Below are 20,068 nucleotides of genomic sequence, written 5' to 3' on the forward strand. Positions count from 1 at the left end.
GGGTACGGGGTGTACGGGCTCTGCGGCGGTGTGCCGTACGGGGGTTGGGGCTGCGGCTGCGCGCCGTGGGGGGTCTGCGGGGGCGGGGCGTAGGGGTCCTGTGACGGCGGGGCGTACGGGTTGTACGGGGTGGAGGGTGCCTGCGGGAGGGGAGCCGGGCCCGGGGGCTGGTCCTGGGGACCTTCGGGACCCTGAGGGGGCGGGGGTATGGACACGGCTACCGTGCTCCTGGTTCAGGCGGGGATCTTCAGATGCGGAACGGACGTACGACTCGCGCATGTTAAGCGTGAGGTGAGCGGCTGACGACCGCTGGGGCTGATCATCCGGCACCGGGCCGCCGACGATAGCCTTCCCGTGCGCGATCTTGCGCTACGGGACTCACGGGGGCGGAATTGGGAGCGGTGCAGGGGACGGCGGCCGGGGGCACGGCAGTGGGCGGTGCGGCTGTCGGGGGGACGGTCGACGCGGTCAATCGGCTGGCGGCGCGGTGGGCGGACACGGTGACCGGGGCGGCGGTCTTCTCGGCGGCCGGGGTGTGGCCGTTGCTCGCGTTTCTGGCCGACGGGGCGTCGGGGGCCGCGCGGGAGGAGCTCGCGGACGCGGTGGGGGTGCCGGCCGACCAAGCTGCCGCCGCCGCACGGGAGTTGCTGGGCGCGATGGGGGCGATGCGCGGCCTGAGCTCCGCGCTCGGCCTGTGGACGCGACCCGAACTGACCGTAGGGGAGGAGTGGCGGGCCGGGCTGCCGGCGGACACGCACGGTGTGCTCAGCGGGGATCTCCAGGTCTGCCAAAAGGCGTTGGACTCCTGGGCCGCCGAGCGGACGGGCGGGTTGATCGAGCGGATGCCGGTCGCGTTGGACGAGGACGTGGCGATGGTTCTGGCGAGCGCGCTCGCTCTGCGTACTGAATGGCCGCGCCCTTTCGACGAGTTGATGCTCTCCCCGGACGCCGGACCTTGGCAGGGACGGCAGTTGGCCGGTCTGCGCCGCACCGGCGTCCGGCTCGACCGGGTCGGTGTGGCGAGCGGCCCGCACGGCTACGTCACCGAGCTGAAGGTCCCCGGCGACAACGGAATCGACGTCCATCTCCTGCTCGGCGAACAGCGCATGACGCCCGGTCAGGTGCTCGGCTCGGGCGTGGACATCCTGGGGCGACGGCTCGCCGTGGTACCGAGCGGCCAACTCCCTTACGGCGACGTGGGACCCGGCCTGCGCGTCGAGCAACAGCGGTGCGGCACACCGCGACCGCCGGAACTGACCGTGACGACGGTGGCGTACGACATGCGGACGCGGCACGATCTCCTCGCGCTGCACGGCCTGTTCGGGCTCACGACGGCGAGGGACACCGGCGACGGCCACTTCCCCGGCATCAGCCCGCTCCCGCTGGCCGTCGGGAAGGCCGAACAGTCCGCGGTGGCGCAGTTCGGCGCGCTCGGTTTCCGTGCGGGCGCGGTGACCGCGATCGCTCCGACCCCCGCCGGCGCGCTGCCCGACCTCCGCTGCACGACCACCGTCGTCACGGCCCGCTTCGACCGCCCCTTCGGCTTCCTGGCCGTACACCGGGAGTCACGGCTCGTCCTGACGGCGGGCTGGGTCACCGAGCCGACGCAGTACGGGGACGGGTCGCATGCCTCGCGCTGACGCGCGGGCCGACTCGCGTGCGCTGATCTGAGCGGGCGGCACGTCGGGAGTGGTTCCGTCGGAGGGTCCCGGGGGTGCTTCCGTCGGGGGTGGTTCCGTCGGGGGGTCCCGGGGGTGCTTCCGTCGGGGGTGGTTCCGTCGGGGGTGGTTCCGCCCGGCGGGCAAGAGCAGCCGGCAAGCAGGTGGCTTCCGCCCGGCGGGCAGGAACAGCGGGCGAACCGGCGGTCTCCACCCGGCGAGCAGCAACAGCCCGCACGCAGGCGGTCTCCGCCAGGCGGCCGGCACTCGGGCCGCCCGATCCTGGATCGGCACCCGCACCCCGCCCGATCCTGGTCCGACCCCCGCCCCGCGCCCGACCACCCCCTGATCCTCGATCCGCCCCTGAACACCGCCCCGCATCCCCCTCGACCCCACGCCCCGACTCCCCCCGTCCGTGGGAACCCCCCGCGCGCCACCGCCCCCCGCCCCACACCGCACCCCATCGTCGAACAGTGACCAAGCCGACCCGCCTGCTCCTCCCGCTCCTCACCGCCGCCCTGCTCCTCTCCTTCCCCCCGGCGTCCGCCGCACCGCGCCCCCTCGACGACTGCGGGGCGCGCGGCTGGGCCCCCTCGGCCACCCGGATCGACCCGGCCGACACGTACCACCCGTACGTCGGCAACGGCTATCTCGGCACCCGTGTCCCGCCCGCCGGTGCCGGCTACGCGGCGTCCGGCGAGAAGACCGGCTGGCCGCTCTACACCCCGCGCTACGACGGCGCGTTCGTCTCCGGCCTCTACGCCCGGGGCCCCGCGAACACCGCCGGCCGCGAGGCCCTCGCCGCCCTCCCGACCTGGACCGGCCTCGACGTCACGGCCGGCTCCGAGACCTACGGCGGCAGCACCGGCCGGGTCAGCCACTACCGCCAGACGCTCAACCTCCGTTGCGGGTACGTCCGTACGTCCCTCACCTGGACCACGAAGGACGGCCGCCGCACCGACCTCGTCTACGACGTCCTCGCCGCCCGCGACAGCCCGCACACCGGCGCCGTACGCCTGCGCGTGACCCCGCACTGGGACGGCGAACTCACCCTCACCGACCGCCTCGACGGCCGTGGCGCACGGCGTGTCACGCAGACGGACGGCGGCCCTGTCGGCGACGACACCATCGGCGTGGCGTTCCGCACGGACGGGACGGGGGTGGACGGGGCCGTGGCGTCGGTGCTTGATGCACCCGGGCCCGGGCACTCCCAACATGCCCTCCGTACAGGGAAGTTGAGTGCCAGTCAGGCGGCCGTCCTTCCCGTTCGTTCCGGTCGCTCCTACACCGCCACCAAGTACGTCGGCGTCGACACGGCCCTCACCGCCCACGACCCCCGTTCCGCCGCGCGGGACGCCGCCGGGCGGGCCGCGCGGCGCGGGTGGGACGCGCTGCTCGCCTCGCACACCTCCGCTTGGCGGGCGTTGTGGTCGTCGGACATCGAGGTGCCGGGCCACCCGGATCTCCAACTCTGGGCCCGTTCCGCCCAGTACGGGCTGCTGTCCGCGCTGCGCCCCGGCGCCCGGAACAGCATCGCGCCCGCCGGTCTGACCAGCGACAACTACGCGGGCATGGTCTTCTGGGACGCCGAGACCTGGATGTTCCCCTCGCTGCTCGCCGCCCACCCCGACCTCGCCCGCCCGGTCCTCGACTACCGCTACCGCACCCGCGCGGCCGCCGCCGAGAACGCGGCGAAGACCTCGGTGAAGGGCCTGTTCTTCCCGTGGACGAGTGCGAGCCACGGTCTGCTGTGGAACGAGTGCCAGAGCTGGTTCCCGCCGCACTGCGTCACCCAGAACCACCTCCAGGGCGACATCGCCCTCGCCGCCTGGCAGTACTACCTCGCGACCGGCGACCGCACCTGGCTCCGTACCGAAGGCTGGCCCCTCCTCAACGGCCTTGCCCAGTACTGGACTTCGCGGGTCACGAAGAACACCGACGGCTCGTACTCCGTCAAGGAGGTCGCGGGCCCCGACGAGTACAGCAACGGCGTCAACGACGCCGTCTACACGAACGCCGTCGCCACCACCGCCCTGCGCGCCGCCGCCGACGCGGCCCACACCCTGGGCACGACCGCCCCCACCGACTGGCTCACCATCGCGAACCACCTGCGCATCCCCTACGACCCGAAGCGCAAGATCTTCCTCCAGTACGACGGCTACAACGGCTCCCAGATCAAGCAGGCCGACACCGTGCTGCTGATCTACCCGCTGGAGTGGCCGATGCCCGCCGGTGCCGCGGCCGCCACCCTCGACTACTACGCCCAGCGCACCGACCCGGACGGCCCCGCCATGACCGACGCCGTCCACGCGATCGACGCGGCGGCGATCGGCGAGCCGGGCTGTGCCGCGTACACCTTCCTGCGGCGGGCCTACCAGCCGTTCGCGCGCGGCCCGTTCGCCCTCTTCTCGGAGTCACGCGGCGACAAGGCGGGCGCGTCCGACCCCCTCGCGGGCTCCCCCGCCCAGGACTTCCTCACCGGCAAGGGCGGCTTCCTCCAGGTCTTCACCCACGGCCTCACCGGCCTGCGGCTGCGCCCCGACGCCCTCCACCTCGACCCGAGCCTGCCGCCCCAACTCAGCGACGGCGTACGCCTGTCCGGGCTTCGCTGGCGGGGTCGTACGTACGACATCGCGATCGGGGCGAGGACGACGACGGTACGGCTGCGGTCCGGGGCTCCCTTCGTGCTGGAGACCCCCGAGGGGCGCCGCACACTCTCCGGCACGGTCACCCTGAAGACCCGGCGACCCGATCTCACCCCCACCACCGACCTGGCCCGCTGCCGGCCCGCGACGGCCACCTCCTCGGAGTCCGGCCTCTATCCGGAGGCCGCCGTGGACGGCAGCCCCGCGACCAACTGGTCCCCGGCCACCGACCGCGCCTCACTCACCGTCGACCTGAGCCACCAGGTACACGTCGGGACGGTGCGACCCACGTGGACGAAGCAGCCGGGGGCGTACAGGGTCGAGGTCTCGGCCGACGGGCATGCGTGGCACGCGCCTGACGGGACGCCCGCCCGGTACGTCCGGGTCACCGTGCGAGGCGGTGAGGGCTCCGCTCTCGCCGAACTGAACGTGCGCTCGTGACGGCCGAACACCCTTGAAGGGCAGGGTCAGTTGGCTTCCGCCGCCAGTCTCCGCTGCTCCTCCTCCACGATGCGGCGTGCCAGCGTGGCGTCGGAGACGTCGATCGCGTCCGGGGTGGCGTCCGCGAGGGCGCTGCGCCGGGCGAACGCGTCGAAGAGGCGGTCCTTGTTCTTGAGGATGGTCAGGAGCCGGTCGTCCACGCTGTCGGTGGCGAGCATGCGGTGCACCTGGACCGTGCGTATCTGGCCCATGCGGTGGACGCGGGCCACGGCCTGGTGCTCGACGGTGGGCTTGACCTGGGGTTCGCAGAGGATGACCAGGGAGGCGGCCTGGAGGTTGAGGCCGACCCCGCCCGCCTCGATCTGGGAGAGCAGCACGGCGTGGCCGGGGGCCTGGGTGAAGTCGTCGACCAGTTGCTGTCGGCGGGCGGCCGGGACGCTGCCGGAGATGGGACCGAACACCCCCTTCTCCAGGGCCTGTTCCACCGCCGCGAGCACGTCCCGGAAGTACGAGAAGACCACCACCTTCACCCCGTTGTCGGCGGCCTCGGTGACCAGTTCCCGCAGGCGTTGCAGCTTCGCGGACTTCTCGGTGTCGGCGTAGGCGGCCCGGCGCATCGCCATGAAGTTGCCGTCGCCGACCGCGCGGTCGTACGCCTCGCGGTCGGCGACGCCGAGCTCCACCCACTCGTCGACCTGGACGAGGGCGGGCAGTTCGGTGAGCACGTCCTCCTGGTTGCGGCGCAGATAGGCGGGGGCGACGGACTTGCGGAAGGCGTGCGGTCCGGCCGCCGCGGTGCCGTTGCTGACGGTCGGCAGCAGGTCGGGGCGCAAGTGGCGGACGAGGGTGCGGAACTCCTCGACGTGGTTCTCCATGGGCGTGCCGGTGAGGAACAGGACGCGGTCGCAGCGTTCGGTCCACAGCGCGACCGACTTGGTGCGGCGGGTGTCCGGGTTCTTCACGTAGTGGGCTTCGTCCACGACGAGCATGCCCGGGGTGGGCCCGGTCGGCGCCTCGCCCTTGGACTTCTCACCCCACGGCCGCTCGCCCCACGGCCGCTCGCCCCTCGGCTTCCTGCCCTTCGGTGACGTGTCGGCCGGCGTCGGCAAGGTGTGCAGCGTGTCGAAGGTCGTGATCGCGACCCCGCCCCGCTCACCCCACTCCGCATAGGCCTCGTGCCGGTCCGGGCCGTGCACGGGCAGCGCGCGCAGGGTGCTGCGGGCGCCGATCTCGCGGGTCCAGTTGATCAGCACGCTGGCCGGGCAGACGACCAGGAAGTGGCTGTGCCCCTCGGCCGCGAGATGGGCCAGCGCGGCGATGGCCTGGACGGTCTTGCCGAGTCCCATCTCATCCCCGAGGACGACCCGGCGCTGGGCCAGGGCGAAACGCGCCCCGAACGACTGGTAGCCGCGCAGGGAGACCCGGCGGTGGGTGTCGTCCAGGGGTTGTGCGTGCACGCGCTCGGCCAGCTCCGCCGGCAGGAAGCCCTCGCTCGCGGCGAGGTCCGGCTGGTGTCCGTCGACCTCGGCGAGCTGGCTGTAGTACTCGGCGGAGCGCAGCTCGAAGTCGACCCAGGCCTCGATGTCGGAGACCGGCGGGCGCAGCAGGTCGGTGGAGGCCTGCGCGATCAGCAGCCGTACGTCCTTGGCGGCCGGGTCGGCGACCAGTTCGTGGAGTTCGGCGACCGCGGCGAGCGCGCCGTCCCTGCGCCGACGGCCGGCGAGGGCCATCAGCAGTCTGCTGCTGGCGGGCCGGGCCACGGGCAGCAGCGCGCCGAGCCGCTCGTCGAGCCGGGTGGCGGCGTCCAGGGCGCGGCGCAGCTCGGGGCCCGCTTCGACGAGCCGCTGGAGGGCGATGACCAGGGCGGTGGTGCGGGGTTCGGGGTGGTCGACGTCGATGCGGACGGAGACGGTCTCCGCGACGGCCCGGGCGATCTGCCGGGCGGCGGCGAGCGCCCGGTCGGCGGTCTGCTGTCCTACGCCGGGCAGTTGCCGCAGCTCGTACCGGCTCGCCTCGTGCACCGCGCGCACGGAGGTCAGTCCCGCCGCCTCCACGGCCCCGAGCCGCAGCCGCCCCTCGGTGACGTCCTTCAGCCGGGCGACCGGGATGGACTCCAGCTCCTGCGCGACGAGTTCGGCCCGCAGCGGTTCCAGTGCGGAGCGGACGGTGTCCAGAGCGCGGGTGTGGTCGTCACGCAGGGCGCGCGCCACGTCGTACAACCGCGTGCCTCGCGCGCACAGCTCCCTGGTCCGTCGGCCGGCCCGCGGCGGCTCGCCCTCCATGTCACCCCCCGCTCCCCGTTCGTCTCCCTGTCCGCCCATCGTGGCACGCGGCACTGACAACAGGAGCGGGCCCGGCTTCCCGGCCCTCCGTCACGCGTCGAACCCCGTCGCCCGGGTCCGCTTCTCCCAGGCCGCGATGTCGCCGCGCACCTGCTCCAGGTGCCCGAGCACGGCGTCTACCGCGTCGTCGCCGAGCGGCAGGTGCAGCGGGGTCTCCTCGGCGTCGAGGGCGGCGAGGATGAGGGCCGCCGCCTTCGCGGGGTCGCCGGCCTGGGCGCCGTCGCCGCCCGAGACGAAGCCGCGGGTCGCGCTCACCTTGGCGTACACACCGCTGTCGGCGCTGACTCCGGCCCGGCTGGTGTCGAAGAGGGCGGTCCGGAAGGCGCCCGGCTCGACGACCAGGACCTTGATGCCGTACTCGGCGACCTCGTCCGCGAGCCCTTCGGAGAGCCCCTCCAGGGCGAACTTCGTTCCGCTGTACGCCGAGAAGCCCGCGAAGGACATCTGCCCGCCCATGCTGCTCATCTGCACGATCGCTCCGGACCGCCGCTCCCGCATGGACGGCAGCACCGCGCGCGTGAGGGCGGCGGGACCGAAGACGTGCAGGTCGAAGAGGTCCCGCAGCTCCTGCTCGGTGGTCTCCTCGAAGGCCCCGACGTGCGTACGGCCCGCGTTGTTGACGAGGACGTCGATCCGCCCGTGCCGCGCCACCACGTCCCGTACGGCCGCCTCCGCCGCGCCCGTGTCGGTGACGTCCAGGCGCAGCGCCTCCAGCTGGTCGGGCCACGCGGCCACCAGCTCGTCCAGCCCCTCGGTCCGCCGCGCCGCACCCACGACCACGTCACCGGCGGCCAGCGCGGCCTCGACGATCGCCCGCCCGAACCCGCTGCTCGCGCCGGTCACCAGCCACACCTTGTTCATGACGTCTCCCCTTGAGATCCCGTGTTTCCCATCTGCCGACCAGCCTGCTCCCGCCCCCGACCGCCCGTCCAAGACCTACGCTGATAACCAATGGCTATGACTACGGACGTCCATGTGCGGGACCTGCGCTACTTCGTCGCGGTCGCCGAGGAGCTCCACTTCACGCGCGCGGCCGAGAAGCTGTACGTGTCGCAGCCCGCGCTGAGCAAGCAGATCCGGGCGCTGGAGCGGCAGTTGGGCGCCGAGCTGTTCCGGCGTGACCGGCGGGGCGTGGCGCTCACCGAGGCCGGCGCGGCCCTCCTGCCGTACGCCGAGCGGGTGTTGGCGGTCTGGGCGGAGGGCGCGTCCGCGCTGGCGGAGGTGAGCGCGGCCGGGCGCAGCACCCTGGTGGTCGGCATGAGCACCAGCCCGGGCCGGGGCGGACTGCTGCCCGCGATCCGCTCCCGCTTCACGGCCGCGCGTCCGGAGGCGGTCGTACGGCTGCGTCAGGTGAGCTGGGACGATCCGACGGCGGGTCTCGCGGACGGCGACACGGACGTCGCCTTCGTCTGGCTGCCGCTGCCCGACGCGGAGCGCTACGGCTGGACGGTGGTCGCCGAGGAACCCCGCCTGGTCGCGCTCCCGGACTCCCATCCGCTGGCCGCCCGCGCGGAGGTCGACTTCGCGGACCTCGTCGACGAGCCGTTCCTCGCCCTGCCGCCCGGCGCGGGCCCCCTGCGCGACTACTGGCTCGCCCTCGACGAACGCGGCGGACGGCCACCGCGCATCGGCGCGGAGATCGCGAGCACGGAGGAGACGTACGAGGCGTTGGTCGCCGGTCTCGGCATCTGTCTGGTGGCCTCGGGCAACGCCCACCTGATCAGCCTCGGCGGTGTCATCACCCGCCCTGTGCACGGCATTTCGCCGAGCCGTTACGCCCTGGCGTGGCGGCGCGAGGACGGCGGACGACCGCTGGTGAGGGCGTACGCGGAGGCTTGCCGGGGGGTCATGAGTGGGGCGTGAGACGCGTGGCTACTATGAGTCGGCTTTGGGGAGTCGGGTCGTTCCCGGGGTCTTCTCCGGGGTCTTCAGGGGGTAGTCATGAGCGCAGAACGCGTCGGCCGTACAAGACGCATACGGTTCGTTTTCGTCGGCGTGGCCATGCTCGCGCCGCTGGTCGTTCCCGCCGCTTCCGCGCAGGCGGCGTCGGGCTCGCTGACCGTCACCACGCTGGGGCGGCACGGCGCGAAGGTGGCGACGACGGTGACCGTCGTCAACGCGTCGTCGGGTGAGAGGCGCACCGTCAAGTCCGGCAAGAAGCTCAGCCTGCCGTCGGGCAAGTACCTCGCGATGACGGACATCTACGAGAGCGCCACGGACGGTCTGGGCACCGACACCATCGGCGCGCAGGTCGTGACGGTGTCGGGCGCCAAGTCCGTGACCCTGGACGCCCGCAAGGGCAAGGCCGTGAAGGTGTCGCTGGACACCCCGGCCGATGTGACCGAGCCAGCCCGGATCAGCGCGCAGGTGTGCGCCGCCGACCTGGACATGCCCTCCGCGTACAGCGCCGGCGGCTGGAACAACGCCGGGTCCCTCTACGCGATCCCCAACTCCTCCAAGCTGCTGCAGTTCGGGTTCATGGCGCAGTGGTCGGGCAACGACAGCTACGTCGCGGTGAAGAACACGACCGGTGTCCCGGCCGCGCCCGGCGGGTCGTTCAAGCGGTCCCAGCTGGCGACGATGCGTTTCTCGGTGCGCAGCGGGACGCAGATGGCGAACGAGCACGACGTCGCGCTCCAGGCCGCGCCCAAGGTCGACAACTGCACGACCGACATGTACGCCAACGTCTACGGCGGCAGCGCGCCGTACAGCGCCACCACCCATGTGACGCCCGGGAGTTGGCAGCCACGCGACGACATCTACGCGAGCAACGGGGACGACGTCGGGGGCGGTTTCCCGGCGGTGCGGACGCTGAAGGCGGGGCAGAGCTTCACCCAGTCGTTCGGGCGGGCCGTGTGGAGCCCCATGCACTATCTGCCGACGGTCTGGCAGAAGTCCGTGAACTTCATCCCGGACGCACTGATCGGCGACCCGGACGTGGGTGTCTGGGGCTCCGACCCGACGAAGGAGACGGTGGTCCTGTCCAAGGGGAGCACCACCGTCAAGAAGCAGACCCTGACCAACTGGGGTTCCTCCGACGACGGTTTCGCCGCCCGCATCCACTCGGCCGGCACATACCGGCTGACCGTCGACGCCCACCGCTACCGCCCGGGCATCACCTTCCCGTCCGGCATGCTGTCGCCGCGCGTCACGCTCGACTGGCGGTTCAAGGCCGACCCGGCCAAGTCGGTGGTCGCGCCCGTTTTCATGACCCGCTTCCTGCCCGCCGGTCTCGACAGCAGCAACCGGGCGAAGGCGAGCAGCACCACCTCGGTCACCGTCAGCGCGGGCCGCGGATCCCAGGGCCCTGACGTCAAGTTCACCAAGTCGGCGGTCAAGTCCCTGAAGGTCTGGGCGTCTTCGGACGGCGGCACGACCTGGAAGGCCGTCTCCGTCACGCGTTCCGGGTCCGCCTGGAAGGCCGCCGTGCACAACCCGGCCTCCGGCGCGGTCGCCCTGCGCTCGCAGGTGACCGACTCCACCGGCGGCACTTCGGTGGAGACGGTCTACCGCGCCTACGCGATCGGCTGATCCCTCCCGGCCGCCGGATCACAGGGCTGGTCGCCGCCCGGGGTCTCAACAGGCGCGGGATCGGCGGGAGTTGGAGCTTCCGTGGACGGCTCGGGTGTGGGCGTAGGCGTAGGTGACGACGGCGGCTCGTACGGGGTCGTGGGCTCCGAGGTGACGGGGTCCGGGGTCTCCTGCACGGGGGCGGTCGGCTCGGGCGTCGGCTCCGGCGTCGGCTCCGGCGTCGGCTCCTCGGTCTTGGGCGGCGTGGGAGCCGGTTCCGTCGGCGTCGGGTCCACGGGCTTCGGGTCCGGGGTCGGTTCCGTGACCACCGGAGGCGTGACCACCGGCGGCGTGGGAGTCGGCGTCGGCTCCGGCTCCGTGGTCACCGGTGGAGCAGGAGTCGGAGTCGGCGTCGGAACCGGGGTCGGCTCGGTGGTCACCGGAGGCGGCTCAACAGGGGCCGTAGGAGCGGGTGTTCCGCCACCGCTCCCCACCGGTGTCACGGTCGACCCGCCCCCGGTCGTGCCAAGGTCGGCTGGAGACACGGCACTTGTGGATCTGTTCGTCGCAGGGGCCGTAGAGCGACCGCCGTCGCTCGGCGTCTTCGAGGGCTTCGCCGTCCGGGGCTGGGACGCCACCGGCGCCTGGGACACGGGCACTTCGGCCACCGGGCCCTTGGCGACCGGGACTTCGGTGGCGTCGCCGCCGCCGAGGACGACGATCACCGCGACGGCGCCCGCGACGGCCGTGCCGACCGCGGCTGCCAGCTGCGTCTTGGACGCGCCGACCGCCGCGTGCCGTACGCCGTGCAGCAACCCGCCGCCATGACCGCCCGCGGCGGTGACCGCGCCGGCGGAGCCCGCGCCGAACGCGACGAGCAGGAACTTGCCCGCGCCGCCGAGCACGAACACCAGCAGAGCGGGTGCCACGAGTGCGGGCAGCCGGTCATTGGCGCGCATCAGGGCCGCGAGGCGGGCGCGGCAGTCGTCGCACGCGTCGACGTGGCCGAGGAGCCGTTCGGACTGCCGCTCGGTGGCGCCGCCGCGCACGTACGCGGGCATACGGGCCCAGTGGACCTGGCACGCGGGATCGTCCGGGGCGCCGGTCTGGGCGCGCAGGAACGCCTGCCGCATGCCTTCCCGCGCCCGGTGCAGCAGTACGGCCGTCGCGCCCTGCTTGGTGCCGAGTTGGGGGCCTATCGCGGCCAGCGGCAGGCCCTCCGCCTCGGCCAGCCACAGCGCCTTCACCCAGCGCTCGGGCAGCTGCTCGAGCACCCGCACCAACAGGTCGGTGGACGACACCTGTTCGGCCGGATCGTCCCCGTGGGCGTGGAGGTGCACCGGGTCCGCGCCTGCCCGCTCGTCGGCCTGCGGATCGTGCGGTGTCTCGCGTGCGGCGCTGCCCGCCGCGGTCGCGAGATGCTTCACCGTGGTCATGAGGTACGCCGGTACGTTCTCGATCTCGTGCCCGGCGGACAGCCTGCGCCACACCCTGAAGTGCGCCTCGGCGACGAGGTCTTCGGCGACCCAGGCGTTCCGGGTGAGCGAGCGGGCGTAGGCGACGAGGCGCGGCTGCTGCTCCTCGTAGATCCGGGCGTACGCGGCGGTGGGACCGTCGTTCATGGCAGCAACGCTCCAGTTGCCAGTGGGGCGGGGAAGGGTTTGTACCCTAGATGGCAAAACTTTCAATTAAAGTTGCAGTCGCCCCGCAAGGTGACACAGGTCACATGAATTGCTTCGCGCAACCGCGTAATCAAAGGCCCCTCCACGTGATCAAGGAGGGTGTGTCGGCACCACGGCCGCCGCCCCGCCCGAATCGGAGACCGCCCATGCGCCACCTCACCCTGGAACAGCCCACGAGCGCCCGCCTGATCGCCGACGACGACCAGGAGTTGGCCGTGACGGTGACCCTTCGCTACTCCTCCGGCGACCCCTTCGCCGTCCAACTCCTCTTCCCCGCCTGGATATCGCTCGACGGCAAGAAGGTGACGTGGACCTTCGCGCGGGCGCTCCTGGAGGAGGGCCTCGGCACCCCCGCCGGAATGGGCAACGTGCACATCAGGCCGTACGGCCCCGCCCATACGGCCGTCGAGTTCCACTCGCCGGAGGGCATCGCGATGATCCGCTTCGACTCGGTCGCCCTGCACCACTTCCTGCGCCGCACCTACCGGGTGACCGAGCCGGGCCGGGAGGCCCTGGAGCCGTCCCTCGACCGAGGGCTCGCCTCACTGCTCGACGGCGCGTGACGCGACGGACGGACAGGCGGCAACTGCCCTCTGTGGTATGCCAATTGAGCTTGTTATCTTCCCCTCATGAGTGAATCGCCGCAGCGGCCGCCCCGGATGTCCCGGATGTCCACCCGTGCCGTCGTCGTCGGCGGCAGTCTCGCCGGCATGCTCGCCGCCGCCGCGGTCAAGGAGCATGTCGACAGCGTCGAGATCATCGAGGCGCACGGACTGCCCGAGGGGCCCGAGTCACGCCCGGGCGTTCCCCAAGCGGCGCATTTCCACGTCCTGTTGTCCGGTGGGGCGAACGCCATCGAGGACCTACTGCCGGGCACCGTCAAGGAGTTGCTGGGCGCGGGTGCCCACCGTGTGCCCGTGACCACGAACATGCTGATCTACTCGCCCGAGGGCTGGTACCGGCGCTGGCAGCGGGACACCCACTACCTGATCACCGCGAGCCGCGACCTCACCGACTCCGTCGTCCGCAGACAGGTGCTGAAGGACCCGCGCGTCAGCGTGCGCCCCCACACCAAAGTCACCGCCCTGCTGGGGAGTTCGCAATGCGTCACCGGCGTACGGCTGCGCGCGGCTGACGGCACCGAGTCCGAACTGAGCGCGGATCTGGTCGTCGACGCCTCCGGAAAAGGGGCGCGCACTCCGCAGTGGCTGGCCGAGTTGGGCATCTCCGGCGTGGCCGAGGACCGTATCGACTCAGGTTTCGCGTACGCCAGCCGGATCTACCGCGCGCCCGTCTCCACCCGGAACTGGCCCGTGATCAGCGTGCAGGCCGACCCGCGGGGAGGCGAACCCGGCCGTACGGGCGGCATCGTGCCGATCGAGGACGGCCGCTGGCACGTGAGCCTGATCGGCACCCCGGGCGCCCAACCCTCCCGCGAGGCAGCCGAGTTCGAGCCCTACGCACGCACACTCCGCCACCCCGTGATCGCTGACCTCCTGGCCCACGCCGAGCCGCTCACCGATGTCGCCCTGACCCACAGCACGGTCAACCGCCGTTACTCCTACGAGCGTCTCAAGTCCTGGCCCGAGGGCCTGGTCGCGCTCGGCGACTCGGTCGCCGCGTTCAACCCCGTGTACGGGCACGGCATGTCGGTGGCGGCCATCGGCGCCGTCGCGCTCCGCGCCCGACTGGCGTCCCGGGGTCTCGCCGACGGCCTGTCCCGCGCGGCGCAGCGTGCCATCGCCGCCCCTGTCGAACTCGCCTGGAGTCTCGCCGTAGGACAGGACATCCACTACCGGACGACAAAGGGCAGGAACGCGGGCGCGGCCGACCGGCTCCTGCAGCGGTACGTCAGCCGGCTGTCCCACACCGCCACGGGCTCGTTCCACGTGGCGACCGCGATGACGGAGGTACTGACCCTCCAGTCCCCGGGCACGGCCCTGCTCCGGCCCGGTGTCCTCGCGGCCGCGCTGATCGGACCGCTGCGGCCGCAACTCGACGAGCCGACGTTCACGGCAGCGGAACGAGGGCTGCTGGCCGACGCCGGAATCCGGTTGCCCTGGCTCACCGCCTAGTGCGGGCCGGGTTGTCAGTGGCGGCTGCTTTCATGACGTCATGAGCACCGTGCACGAGACCGCCGCCCTTCTCCCCGACCCCGCCGAACTCCGCGTCCACCTGCGCGCGCTGGCCGTCCTGGACGCGACGATCGGCGACGATCCGCAGTTCGTCGAGTACGTCTTCGACGCGGACTGGGGCCCGGACGAGGAGGCGGCCCTGATGGACAACGGCTCGGGGGACGACTTCTCCGTCCTCTTCACCCCGGCCGGTGTGCTCATACGGGGCTTCGACCACGAGTCGGAGATGAGCCCGTACGGCACGGACGACAAGCAGGTCTGGCCCGGTGTCGTCGACGAAGTGCCGGTCGCGCTGCGCCCGTTGCTGGAGGATCCCGCCTTCCACGACGAGTACATCGGCGACACCCGCGTCACCGCCTGCCTGTGGCGCGAGACCGGCGACACCGCCTGGCGCGCCGGTTCGGCCATCGAATTCCCGGCAGGCAACACGCACCCGGACGGCTCCGACCACCTCTTCCACCTCCTCACCGACCGCTCCCCCGAGACGGTCCAGGCCCACTTCGAGGACTACTACGAGCGTCCCGTTCCCCTCGACGCCGTCCGCCACGTCCTCGCCGGGCACCCCGTCACCCCGGCGATCGCGGCGGCCCTCGGTCCGGCGGCCGGACGGGAGTGACTCGGGCGCGGTTTCCCCGTCCGCCTGCCGCGCGAGGCGCCCGCGGTCGATGACGTCCCTGCGGGTCACCGCGAGGTACACCACCAGGCCGAGGACGACGGCCAGGAACAGCGCGCTGCCGGCCGCAAGGCCTACTACGGGCTCGCCGTGCTGTTCGCCTTCGCGCTGGGTACCGCCGCCGGTGAGCTGGACCACCAGGACGACCGCGAACGCGTCCTGATCGCCGTCCGGCGCGCTCCCGACCCGACATCGTCTACAGTTTCGTAGACCGTCTACAGGATTGTAGTCAGGGAGGATCATGCGCCGGACCATCCTGGTCGTCGAGGACGATCACGCCCTGCGGGACGTGCTGATGCGCGGACTGCGGGACGAGGACTACGACACCGTCCCCGCGCCGGACGGCGCCACCGCCCTGCGTCTGGCCACCGCCGACGTCTCCGCCGCCGTGCTCGACATCGGGCTGCCCGACGCCGACGGGCGGGACGTGTGCCAGGCGATGCGGGCGAACGGGTTCCTCTCCCCGGTGATCTTCCTCAGCGCGCATCACCGGCTGCCCGACCGGCTCGCCGGGTTCTCGGCCGGGGGCGACGACTATCTGCCCAAGCCGTTCCATCTCGCCGAACTCGCGGCCCGGCTGCGGGCGGCCCTGAAACGGGCCGCGCCACCGCCCGCCGCCACGGCGGGAGACCTGGTGCTGGACGCCGTCCGGCACACGGTCGACGTCCGGGACACCCGGGTCGACCTGACACCGACCGAGTTCCGCCTCCTGGCCGCGCTCATGGCGGCCTCCGGCGGCATCGTCAGCCGCCGCGAACTGATCCGCGCGGGCTGGCCCGAAGGCGCCCAGGTCCACGACAACACCCTCGACCAGTACCTGACCCGCCTGCGCCGCAAACTCCGCGAGGCGGGCAGCGCCCGGACGATCGGCACGGCACGCGGGGTCGGACACCGGTTGTCGTGAGCGACACCCGCCACCGACCAGCGGCGGCGCTCACCGCCGTCCTCCACCGCCTGCCACCCCGGACCCTGCGCGGCCGGCTCTCGCTCGTCGCGCTGCTCACGGCCACGCTGCTGATGCTGGTGCTCACCGTGGCGTTCAACTCCGTTGCCGGGCACCGCCTCCGGCATCAGGCGGACGACGAGCTGCGCACCCGTGCCGCCGCCGTCGCGACGACCGTCGACACCAGCGGCGGGACGGTACGGGTGCTGGAGACGTCCCACGACGACCTCCTCGACGCCAACGTGTGGATCTACGCCGGCCGGCATCTGCTCGAACAGCCGCCGGCCGCAGGCCACTTGACCCGTGTCGCCGACGCGCTCGCCGCGCGGGGCGGACAGCGGTGTGTGACCACCACGGTCCAACGCCCCCTCCGCCTGTGCTCCCACCCGGTACCCGGAGCGGGCGGCCGGGCCACCGTGGTCACCGCGCTGGACCTCTCTCCCTACCGCAGTTCGGCCGACACCCTGCTCCTGGGCTCGCTCGCCCTGGACGCCGTCATGCTCGCGTGCACCTACGCCCTGACCCGGCTGGCCGTCGGCCGCGCGCTGCGCCCCGTCCGCACGATGACCGACCAGGCCACCCAGTGGAGCGCGGTCGCCTCCGAGGAACGGTTCGGCAGCATGCGGCATCCGGCCGAACTCGCCCGTCTCGGCGGGTCGTTGGACGCCCTGCTGGACCGTATCCGCACCCTTCTGCGCTACGAGCGCCAGCTCACCGGCGAGCTCTCGCACGAGCTGCGTACCCCGCTGAGCCGGATCGTCGCCGAGCTCGACTGGTGGCAGGCCCACCCCCGCACCGCCGACCAGACCCGCGCCACCCACCAGGTCATCGCGGATGCCGCCGAGTCCATGCGCACCATCTGCGACACCCTCCTGGACGACGCCCGCGACGGCACCCTCACCGCGCCCGGCACCGCCGAGGTCATGCCCGTACTGCACCGCCTGGCCGAAGTCCCGTACGCACCAGGCCAGTTGACGATCACGGCGACCGGCCCGCACCTCGTGGCCGGGGTCCCGCCCGCCCTCCTCGAACGCATCGTCAGCCCGCTCCTCGCCAACGCCTGCCGCTACGCCGACTCGCTCGTCACCGTCAGCGCGTACCGCACCCCCGACGGCGCACCGGACGGCGTACGCATCGACATCGTGGACGACGGGCCCGGCGTACCGCCCCCGTTCGTCGGGCAGCTCTTCGAGCCCGGCCGTCGCGCGGATCCCGGCGACGGCCACGGCGGCGCGGGCCTCGGCCTGCCGCTGGCACGCCGCCTGGCCCGCTCCGCGGGCGGCGAGGTGACGTACGACTCCAGTCACACCTCAGGGGCGCGGTTCGTGATCAGCCTGCCGACAGGATGACCACGCACCGGACGGCCACCCATCAGACGGCCACGCACCGGACGCCGGACCGTCACGCCAGGGCATCGGCGTCGTGCCGGATGTCCTTGCGCGAGACGGCGAGATAGCCGACGAAGCCGAGAATGGCCACCGTCCAGGCCAGCGTGACCGGACCGAGTCCCCAGGCCAGACCGCCCCGTTGGTGACCGACGGCCATCCAGTCGGCGACGGACGCACCGAGCGGGCGGGTGAGGACGTACGCCGCCCAGAACGCGGTCACCGCGTTCAGGTTGCCCCACCGGTGTGCGACGGCCGGAACCGCGATCGCGACGCCGTACAGGACGGCGGAGCCCAGGTAGCCGAGGCCGATCGTGGCGGTGAGGTCCCCGCAGGCCGTGCCCAGCGCGAACGTGGCGAGCACGGCGGCCCAGTAGAAGGCCTCGCGGCGCCGGGTGTGGATGCTGTGGATCGACAGGGTGCCCTCGCTGCGGTACCAGAGGACGAAGACGGCGGTCAGTACGACCATGAAGAACGGCGTCGACAGCGCGTACGGCACGCCGAGGCCGACGTGCAGGACGTCGGCGGCCATCGTGCCGAACACGCTGACCATGACGATCGCCGTCCAGTAGATCCAGGCCACGTAGCGCCGCACGGCGAACTGCACCGCCAGGGCGGCCACCAGCGCGATACCGCCGAGGCCGACGGCGGGAATCGGGCCGAACGCGTGGGCCAGGAAGTCGGAGGCCGTCTCCCCCATGCCGGTCGTCAGCACCTTGATGATCCAGAAGTAGACGGTCACCTCCGGCACCTTGCTCGCCGCGTGCCGGATGCGGCGCGAAGGCCTGTCGTGCGTGAGGTGATCAGTCGTCATGGCAGGCACGATGGCACGCTGTCCAAGGGTTGTCCCAGACCCCTTTGCCAGAGCTTTGGGGCTTCCGGTGCATGAGTTTCCCGAGGCCCGTCCGAGCCTGAACACAACCTGAACGCGGCGCCCGATGCCCTGGTCAGGGGCGTGCTTCGGGTGGTACACGCGGCGCGACAGCGAAGGCCGCCGCGCCGCGTGGACGCCATTGCCGCGCCAGCCCATGAGCCACTATCCAGAAGCGACGGCACGACCGGTCTGCGGCGAGATCATTCCGGCGCACAGGTTGCGGGCGGCCAGTCCCTGCGCGATGCGCGGGATCGCCGCGACCGTGTTGGCCGGCCAGTCGTGCATGAGGATGATCTGCCCGTTGGTGAGCCTGCCCGCCGCCTGGACGATCGCGTCGGTGCTCGCGCCGTTCCAGTCCTGCGAGTCGACGTCCCAAATGATCTCCTTCAGACCGTACTTGGCCTCTACGGCCTTCACCGTCGCGTTGGTCTCGCCGTACGGCGGCCGGAACAGCTTGGGCGTGCCGCCGCCCGCGGCCGCGATGGCCTGCTGGGTCCGGGAGATCTCCGAGTCGATCGTCGCCTGGGTCTGCTGGGTGAGGTGCGGGTGGGTGTAGCTGTGGTTGCCGACCCACATACCGGCGGCGACCTCAGCCCTGACCTGTGCCGGGTACGCGGCCGCGTACTGGCCCTCGTTGAACATCGTGGCCCGAAGTCCGTTCTGCTTCAGCGAGTTGAGCAGGGTGGGTGTGTTGCCGGACGGCCCGTCGTCGAAGGTGAGCCCGACGTAGCCGCCGCAAGTGGCGGCCTGCGCCGGGGAGTTCACGCCGACGGCGAGGGTACCCGCGGCGGCCAGGGCGACGACGGCCGGCGTGGCGACCAGGGAGCGTAACGAGAGGTGCGGTGCGGCTTTCATGTGAAGTGGTCCTCCAGCAAAGGGAGTCGGGCTGTGGGTCAGCTCACGGTGATGGTGGAGTTCCCGCTGCTCTGGTAGCCCTCGGTCGCGAGGATCATGTAGTAGCTGAAGCTGCCCAGCGGCATCCCGGCACGGGCCCAGGCGTCGAAGTGGTTGCCGGTGGTGATGGTGCCGCCGGTGCGCTTCGACTGCCGGACGCTCCAGTACTGGTCGAAGGTCTTCGTGCCTTCCACGGAGGGGGCGTTGTACCGCGTCGTCTTGTAGATGTCGTACGTCCCGCCGTCACTGGTGACGGTGCCCTTGTACGTGCCCGTGGGCCGGTAGGTGCCCCAGTTGTCGACGATGTAGTACTCGACGAGCGGGTTCGACGTCCAGCCGTACAGCGACAGATAGCCGTTGCCCGACGGGTTGAAGGTCCCCGAGTACGTCACGCTCCGGCGAGCGCCGGTGCTCCAGCCCTTGCCTGCCACGAAGTTGCCGGTGTTCTTCCAGGTGGTGCTGTAGTTGCCCCCGGAGTTGAGGGTCATGGAGACCGTGCCCTGGGAGTCGGTCCAGAACGAGTAGTAGTAGCCGTTGTTGGTACCGGTCTGGTTCGTGGTGATCACGGTGGCGGCACTGGCGGTGCCGGGCAGGGTCATCGCCGCGAGGAGGGCCAGCAGCAGGGCACAGGCGCTGCCGGCCAACAGCCTGAAGCGGTTCGTGGTGCGTGCGGGTGTGGTGTCCATGCGGCGTCAGTGTTGGTACGCCCCTGTCAACTGTCAATAGTTTCGGTGCCGGGTGCGAAATATTCGCTGGCGCGTCAGGGCGAGCGATCATCAAGAATGCGCAGCTCACACGTCACCTTGAACGATTCACGGCCGGGGACCCCAAAGGAAGGGCGAAGTTTCAAGATCCGATGCCCGAATGTTTCGATCGAATGTTTCGA

Annotated in this window: 15 protein-coding genes and 1 pseudogene; 9 read left to right on the forward strand and 7 right to left on the reverse strand. The window is 71.9% G+C overall.

Annotated elements, in window-relative coordinates; genetic code table 11:
• Window positions 1–215 (reverse strand): annotated as a pseudogene (locus OO70_RS56345) (DUF4190 domain-containing protein); the annotation flags it as partial.
• Between the two features lie 186 nt (window positions 216–401).
• Between OO70_RS56345 and OO70_RS42800 the strand changes: the two are divergent.
• Window positions 402–1,640 carry a serpin family protein gene (locus tag OO70_RS42800; protein WP_078651775.1) on the forward strand — a complete coding sequence of 413 codons (1,239 nt, stop codon included), beginning with the start codon at window positions 402–404 and terminating at the stop codon, window positions 1,638–1,640.
• A 491-nt stretch (window positions 1,641–2,131) separates the two neighbouring features.
• On the forward strand, window positions 2,132–4,744 hold the full coding sequence (locus tag OO70_RS42805) for a discoidin domain-containing protein (protein ID WP_043684433.1): 2,613 nt from the start codon (window positions 2,132–2,134) through the stop codon (window positions 4,742–4,744).
• A gap of 26 nt (window positions 4,745–4,770) precedes the next feature.
• Here the strand turns inward: OO70_RS42805 and OO70_RS42810 are convergent, their stop codons facing one another.
• Together OO70_RS42810 and OO70_RS42815 are read right to left on the reverse strand one after the other, a co-directional pair.
• Window positions 4,771–7,026: a DEAD/DEAH box helicase gene (locus OO70_RS42810; RefSeq protein ID WP_043684436.1), complete on the reverse strand. Its 2,256-nt coding sequence runs from the start codon at window positions 7,024–7,026 to the stop codon at window positions 4,771–4,773.
• 90 nt (window positions 7,027–7,116) lie between these two features.
• Entirely contained in the window at window positions 7,117–7,947 is an 831-nt protein-coding gene (locus OO70_RS42815) for an SDR family NAD(P)-dependent oxidoreductase (RefSeq protein WP_043684439.1), read from the reverse strand.
• Between the two features lie 90 nt (window positions 7,948–8,037).
• Here OO70_RS42815 and OO70_RS42820 point away from each other — a divergent pair, with 90 nt between their 5' ends.
• Window positions 8,038–8,949, forward strand: a complete 912-nt coding sequence (locus OO70_RS42820; RefSeq protein ID WP_078651777.1) for a LysR family transcriptional regulator — start codon at window positions 8,038–8,040, stop codon at window positions 8,947–8,949.
• A 78-nt stretch (window positions 8,950–9,027) separates the two neighbouring features.
• The gene (locus OO70_RS42825) at window positions 9,028–10,617 is read left to right on the forward strand and encodes a hypothetical protein (RefSeq protein WP_158711591.1); all 1,590 of its coding nucleotides are present in this window, start codon (window positions 9,028–9,030) and stop codon (window positions 10,615–10,617) included.
• Here the strand turns inward: OO70_RS42825 and OO70_RS42830 are convergent.
• The gene (locus OO70_RS42830) at window positions 10,602–12,218 is read right to left on the reverse strand and encodes a sigma-70 family RNA polymerase sigma factor (RefSeq protein ID WP_043684447.1); all 1,617 of its coding nucleotides are present in this window, start codon (window positions 12,216–12,218) and stop codon (window positions 10,602–10,604) included. The genes OO70_RS42825 and OO70_RS42830 overlap by 16 nt on opposite strands.
• A gap of 206 nt (window positions 12,219–12,424) precedes the next feature.
• On the opposite strand from OO70_RS42830, the gene OO70_RS42835 reads away from it, so the two are divergent.
• From OO70_RS42835 to OO70_RS42855, 5 genes are all read left to right on the forward strand, one after another.
• Window positions 12,425–12,841: an SsgA family sporulation/cell division regulator gene (locus OO70_RS42835; protein WP_043684450.1), complete on the forward strand. Its 417-nt coding sequence runs from the start codon at window positions 12,425–12,427 to the stop codon at window positions 12,839–12,841.
• 66 nt (window positions 12,842–12,907) lie between these two features.
• Complete coding sequence (locus OO70_RS42840) at window positions 12,908–14,353, forward strand: NAD(P)/FAD-dependent oxidoreductase (protein WP_106971872.1); 1,446 nt, start codon at window positions 12,908–12,910, stop codon at window positions 14,351–14,353.
• Window positions 14,354–14,393: 40 nt separating this feature from the next.
• A complete protein-coding gene (locus tag OO70_RS42845) occupies window positions 14,394–15,029 on the forward strand; it encodes a hypothetical protein (RefSeq protein WP_043684457.1) in 636 nt (211 codons plus the stop codon).
• Window positions 15,030–15,327: 298 nt separating this feature from the next.
• On the forward strand, window positions 15,328–15,990 hold the full coding sequence (locus OO70_RS42850) for a response regulator transcription factor (RefSeq protein ID WP_043684460.1): 663 nt from the start codon (window positions 15,328–15,330) through the stop codon (window positions 15,988–15,990).
• Window positions 15,987–17,378: a sensor histidine kinase gene (locus OO70_RS42855; protein WP_043684463.1), complete on the forward strand. Its 1,392-nt coding sequence runs from the start codon at window positions 15,987–15,989 to the stop codon at window positions 17,376–17,378. The genes OO70_RS42850 and OO70_RS42855 overlap by 4 nt, the downstream gene beginning before the upstream one ends.
• Window positions 17,379–17,430: 52 nt before the next feature.
• Here the strand turns inward: OO70_RS42855 and OO70_RS42860 are convergent, their stop codons facing one another.
• The 3 genes from OO70_RS42860 to OO70_RS42870 form a co-directional block, all read right to left on the reverse strand.
• On the reverse strand, window positions 17,431–18,228 hold the full coding sequence (locus tag OO70_RS42860) for a COG4705 family protein (protein ID WP_043684467.1): 798 nt from the start codon (window positions 18,226–18,228) through the stop codon (window positions 17,431–17,433).
• 222 nt (window positions 18,229–18,450) lie between these two features.
• Window positions 18,451–19,143, reverse strand: coding sequence for a polysaccharide deacetylase family protein (locus tag OO70_RS42865; RefSeq protein WP_043684469.1), 693 nt, complete (start codon window positions 19,141–19,143; stop codon window positions 18,451–18,453).
• A 38-nt stretch (window positions 19,144–19,181) separates the two neighbouring features.
• A complete protein-coding gene (locus OO70_RS42870; RefSeq protein WP_043684472.1) occupies window positions 19,182–19,868 on the reverse strand; it encodes a glycoside hydrolase family 11 protein in 687 nt (228 codons plus the stop codon).
• Window positions 19,869–20,068 lie beyond the last annotated feature (200 nt).

It is taken from the genome of Streptomyces xylophagus, from assembly GCF_000716435.1.
GTDB lineage: Bacteria > Actinomycetota > Actinomycetes > Streptomycetales > Streptomycetaceae > Streptomyces > Streptomyces xylophagus.

Excerpts from the sequence above, each read along its gene's own strand:
- OO70_RS42810 (WP_043684436.1), bottom strand. The coding sequence starts at position 7,026 with ATGGAGGGCGAGCCGCCGCGGGCCGGCCGACGGACCAGGGAGCTGTGC.
- OO70_RS42815 (WP_043684439.1), bottom strand. The coding sequence starts at position 7,947 with ATGAACAAGGTGTGGCTGGTGACCGGCGCGAGCAGCGGGTTCGGGCGG.
- OO70_RS42820 (WP_078651777.1), top strand. The coding sequence starts at position 8,038 with ATGGCTATGACTACGGACGTCCATGTGCGGGACCTGCGCTACTTCGTC.
- OO70_RS42825 (WP_158711591.1), top strand. The coding sequence starts at position 9,028 with ATGAGCGCAGAACGCGTCGGCCGTACAAGACGCATACGGTTCGTTTTC.
- OO70_RS42830 (WP_043684447.1), bottom strand. The coding sequence starts at position 12,218 with ATGAACGACGGTCCCACCGCCGCGTACGCCCGGATCTACGAGGAGCAG.
- OO70_RS42835 (WP_043684450.1), top strand. The coding sequence starts at position 12,425 with ATGCGCCACCTCACCCTGGAACAGCCCACGAGCGCCCGCCTGATCGCC.
- OO70_RS42840 (WP_106971872.1), top strand. The coding sequence starts at position 12,908 with ATGAGTGAATCGCCGCAGCGGCCGCCCCGGATGTCCCGGATGTCCACC.
- OO70_RS42845 (WP_043684457.1), top strand. The coding sequence starts at position 14,394 with ATGAGCACCGTGCACGAGACCGCCGCCCTTCTCCCCGACCCCGCCGAA.
- OO70_RS42850 (WP_043684460.1), top strand. The coding sequence starts at position 15,328 with ATGCGCCGGACCATCCTGGTCGTCGAGGACGATCACGCCCTGCGGGAC.
- OO70_RS42860 (WP_043684467.1), bottom strand. The coding sequence starts at position 18,228 with ATGACGACTGATCACCTCACGCACGACAGGCCTTCGCGCCGCATCCGG.
- OO70_RS42865 (WP_043684469.1), bottom strand. The coding sequence starts at position 19,143 with ATGAAAGCCGCACCGCACCTCTCGTTACGCTCCCTGGTCGCCACGCCG.
- OO70_RS42870 (WP_043684472.1), bottom strand. The coding sequence starts at position 19,868 with ATGGACACCACACCCGCACGCACCACGAACCGCTTCAGGCTGTTGGCC.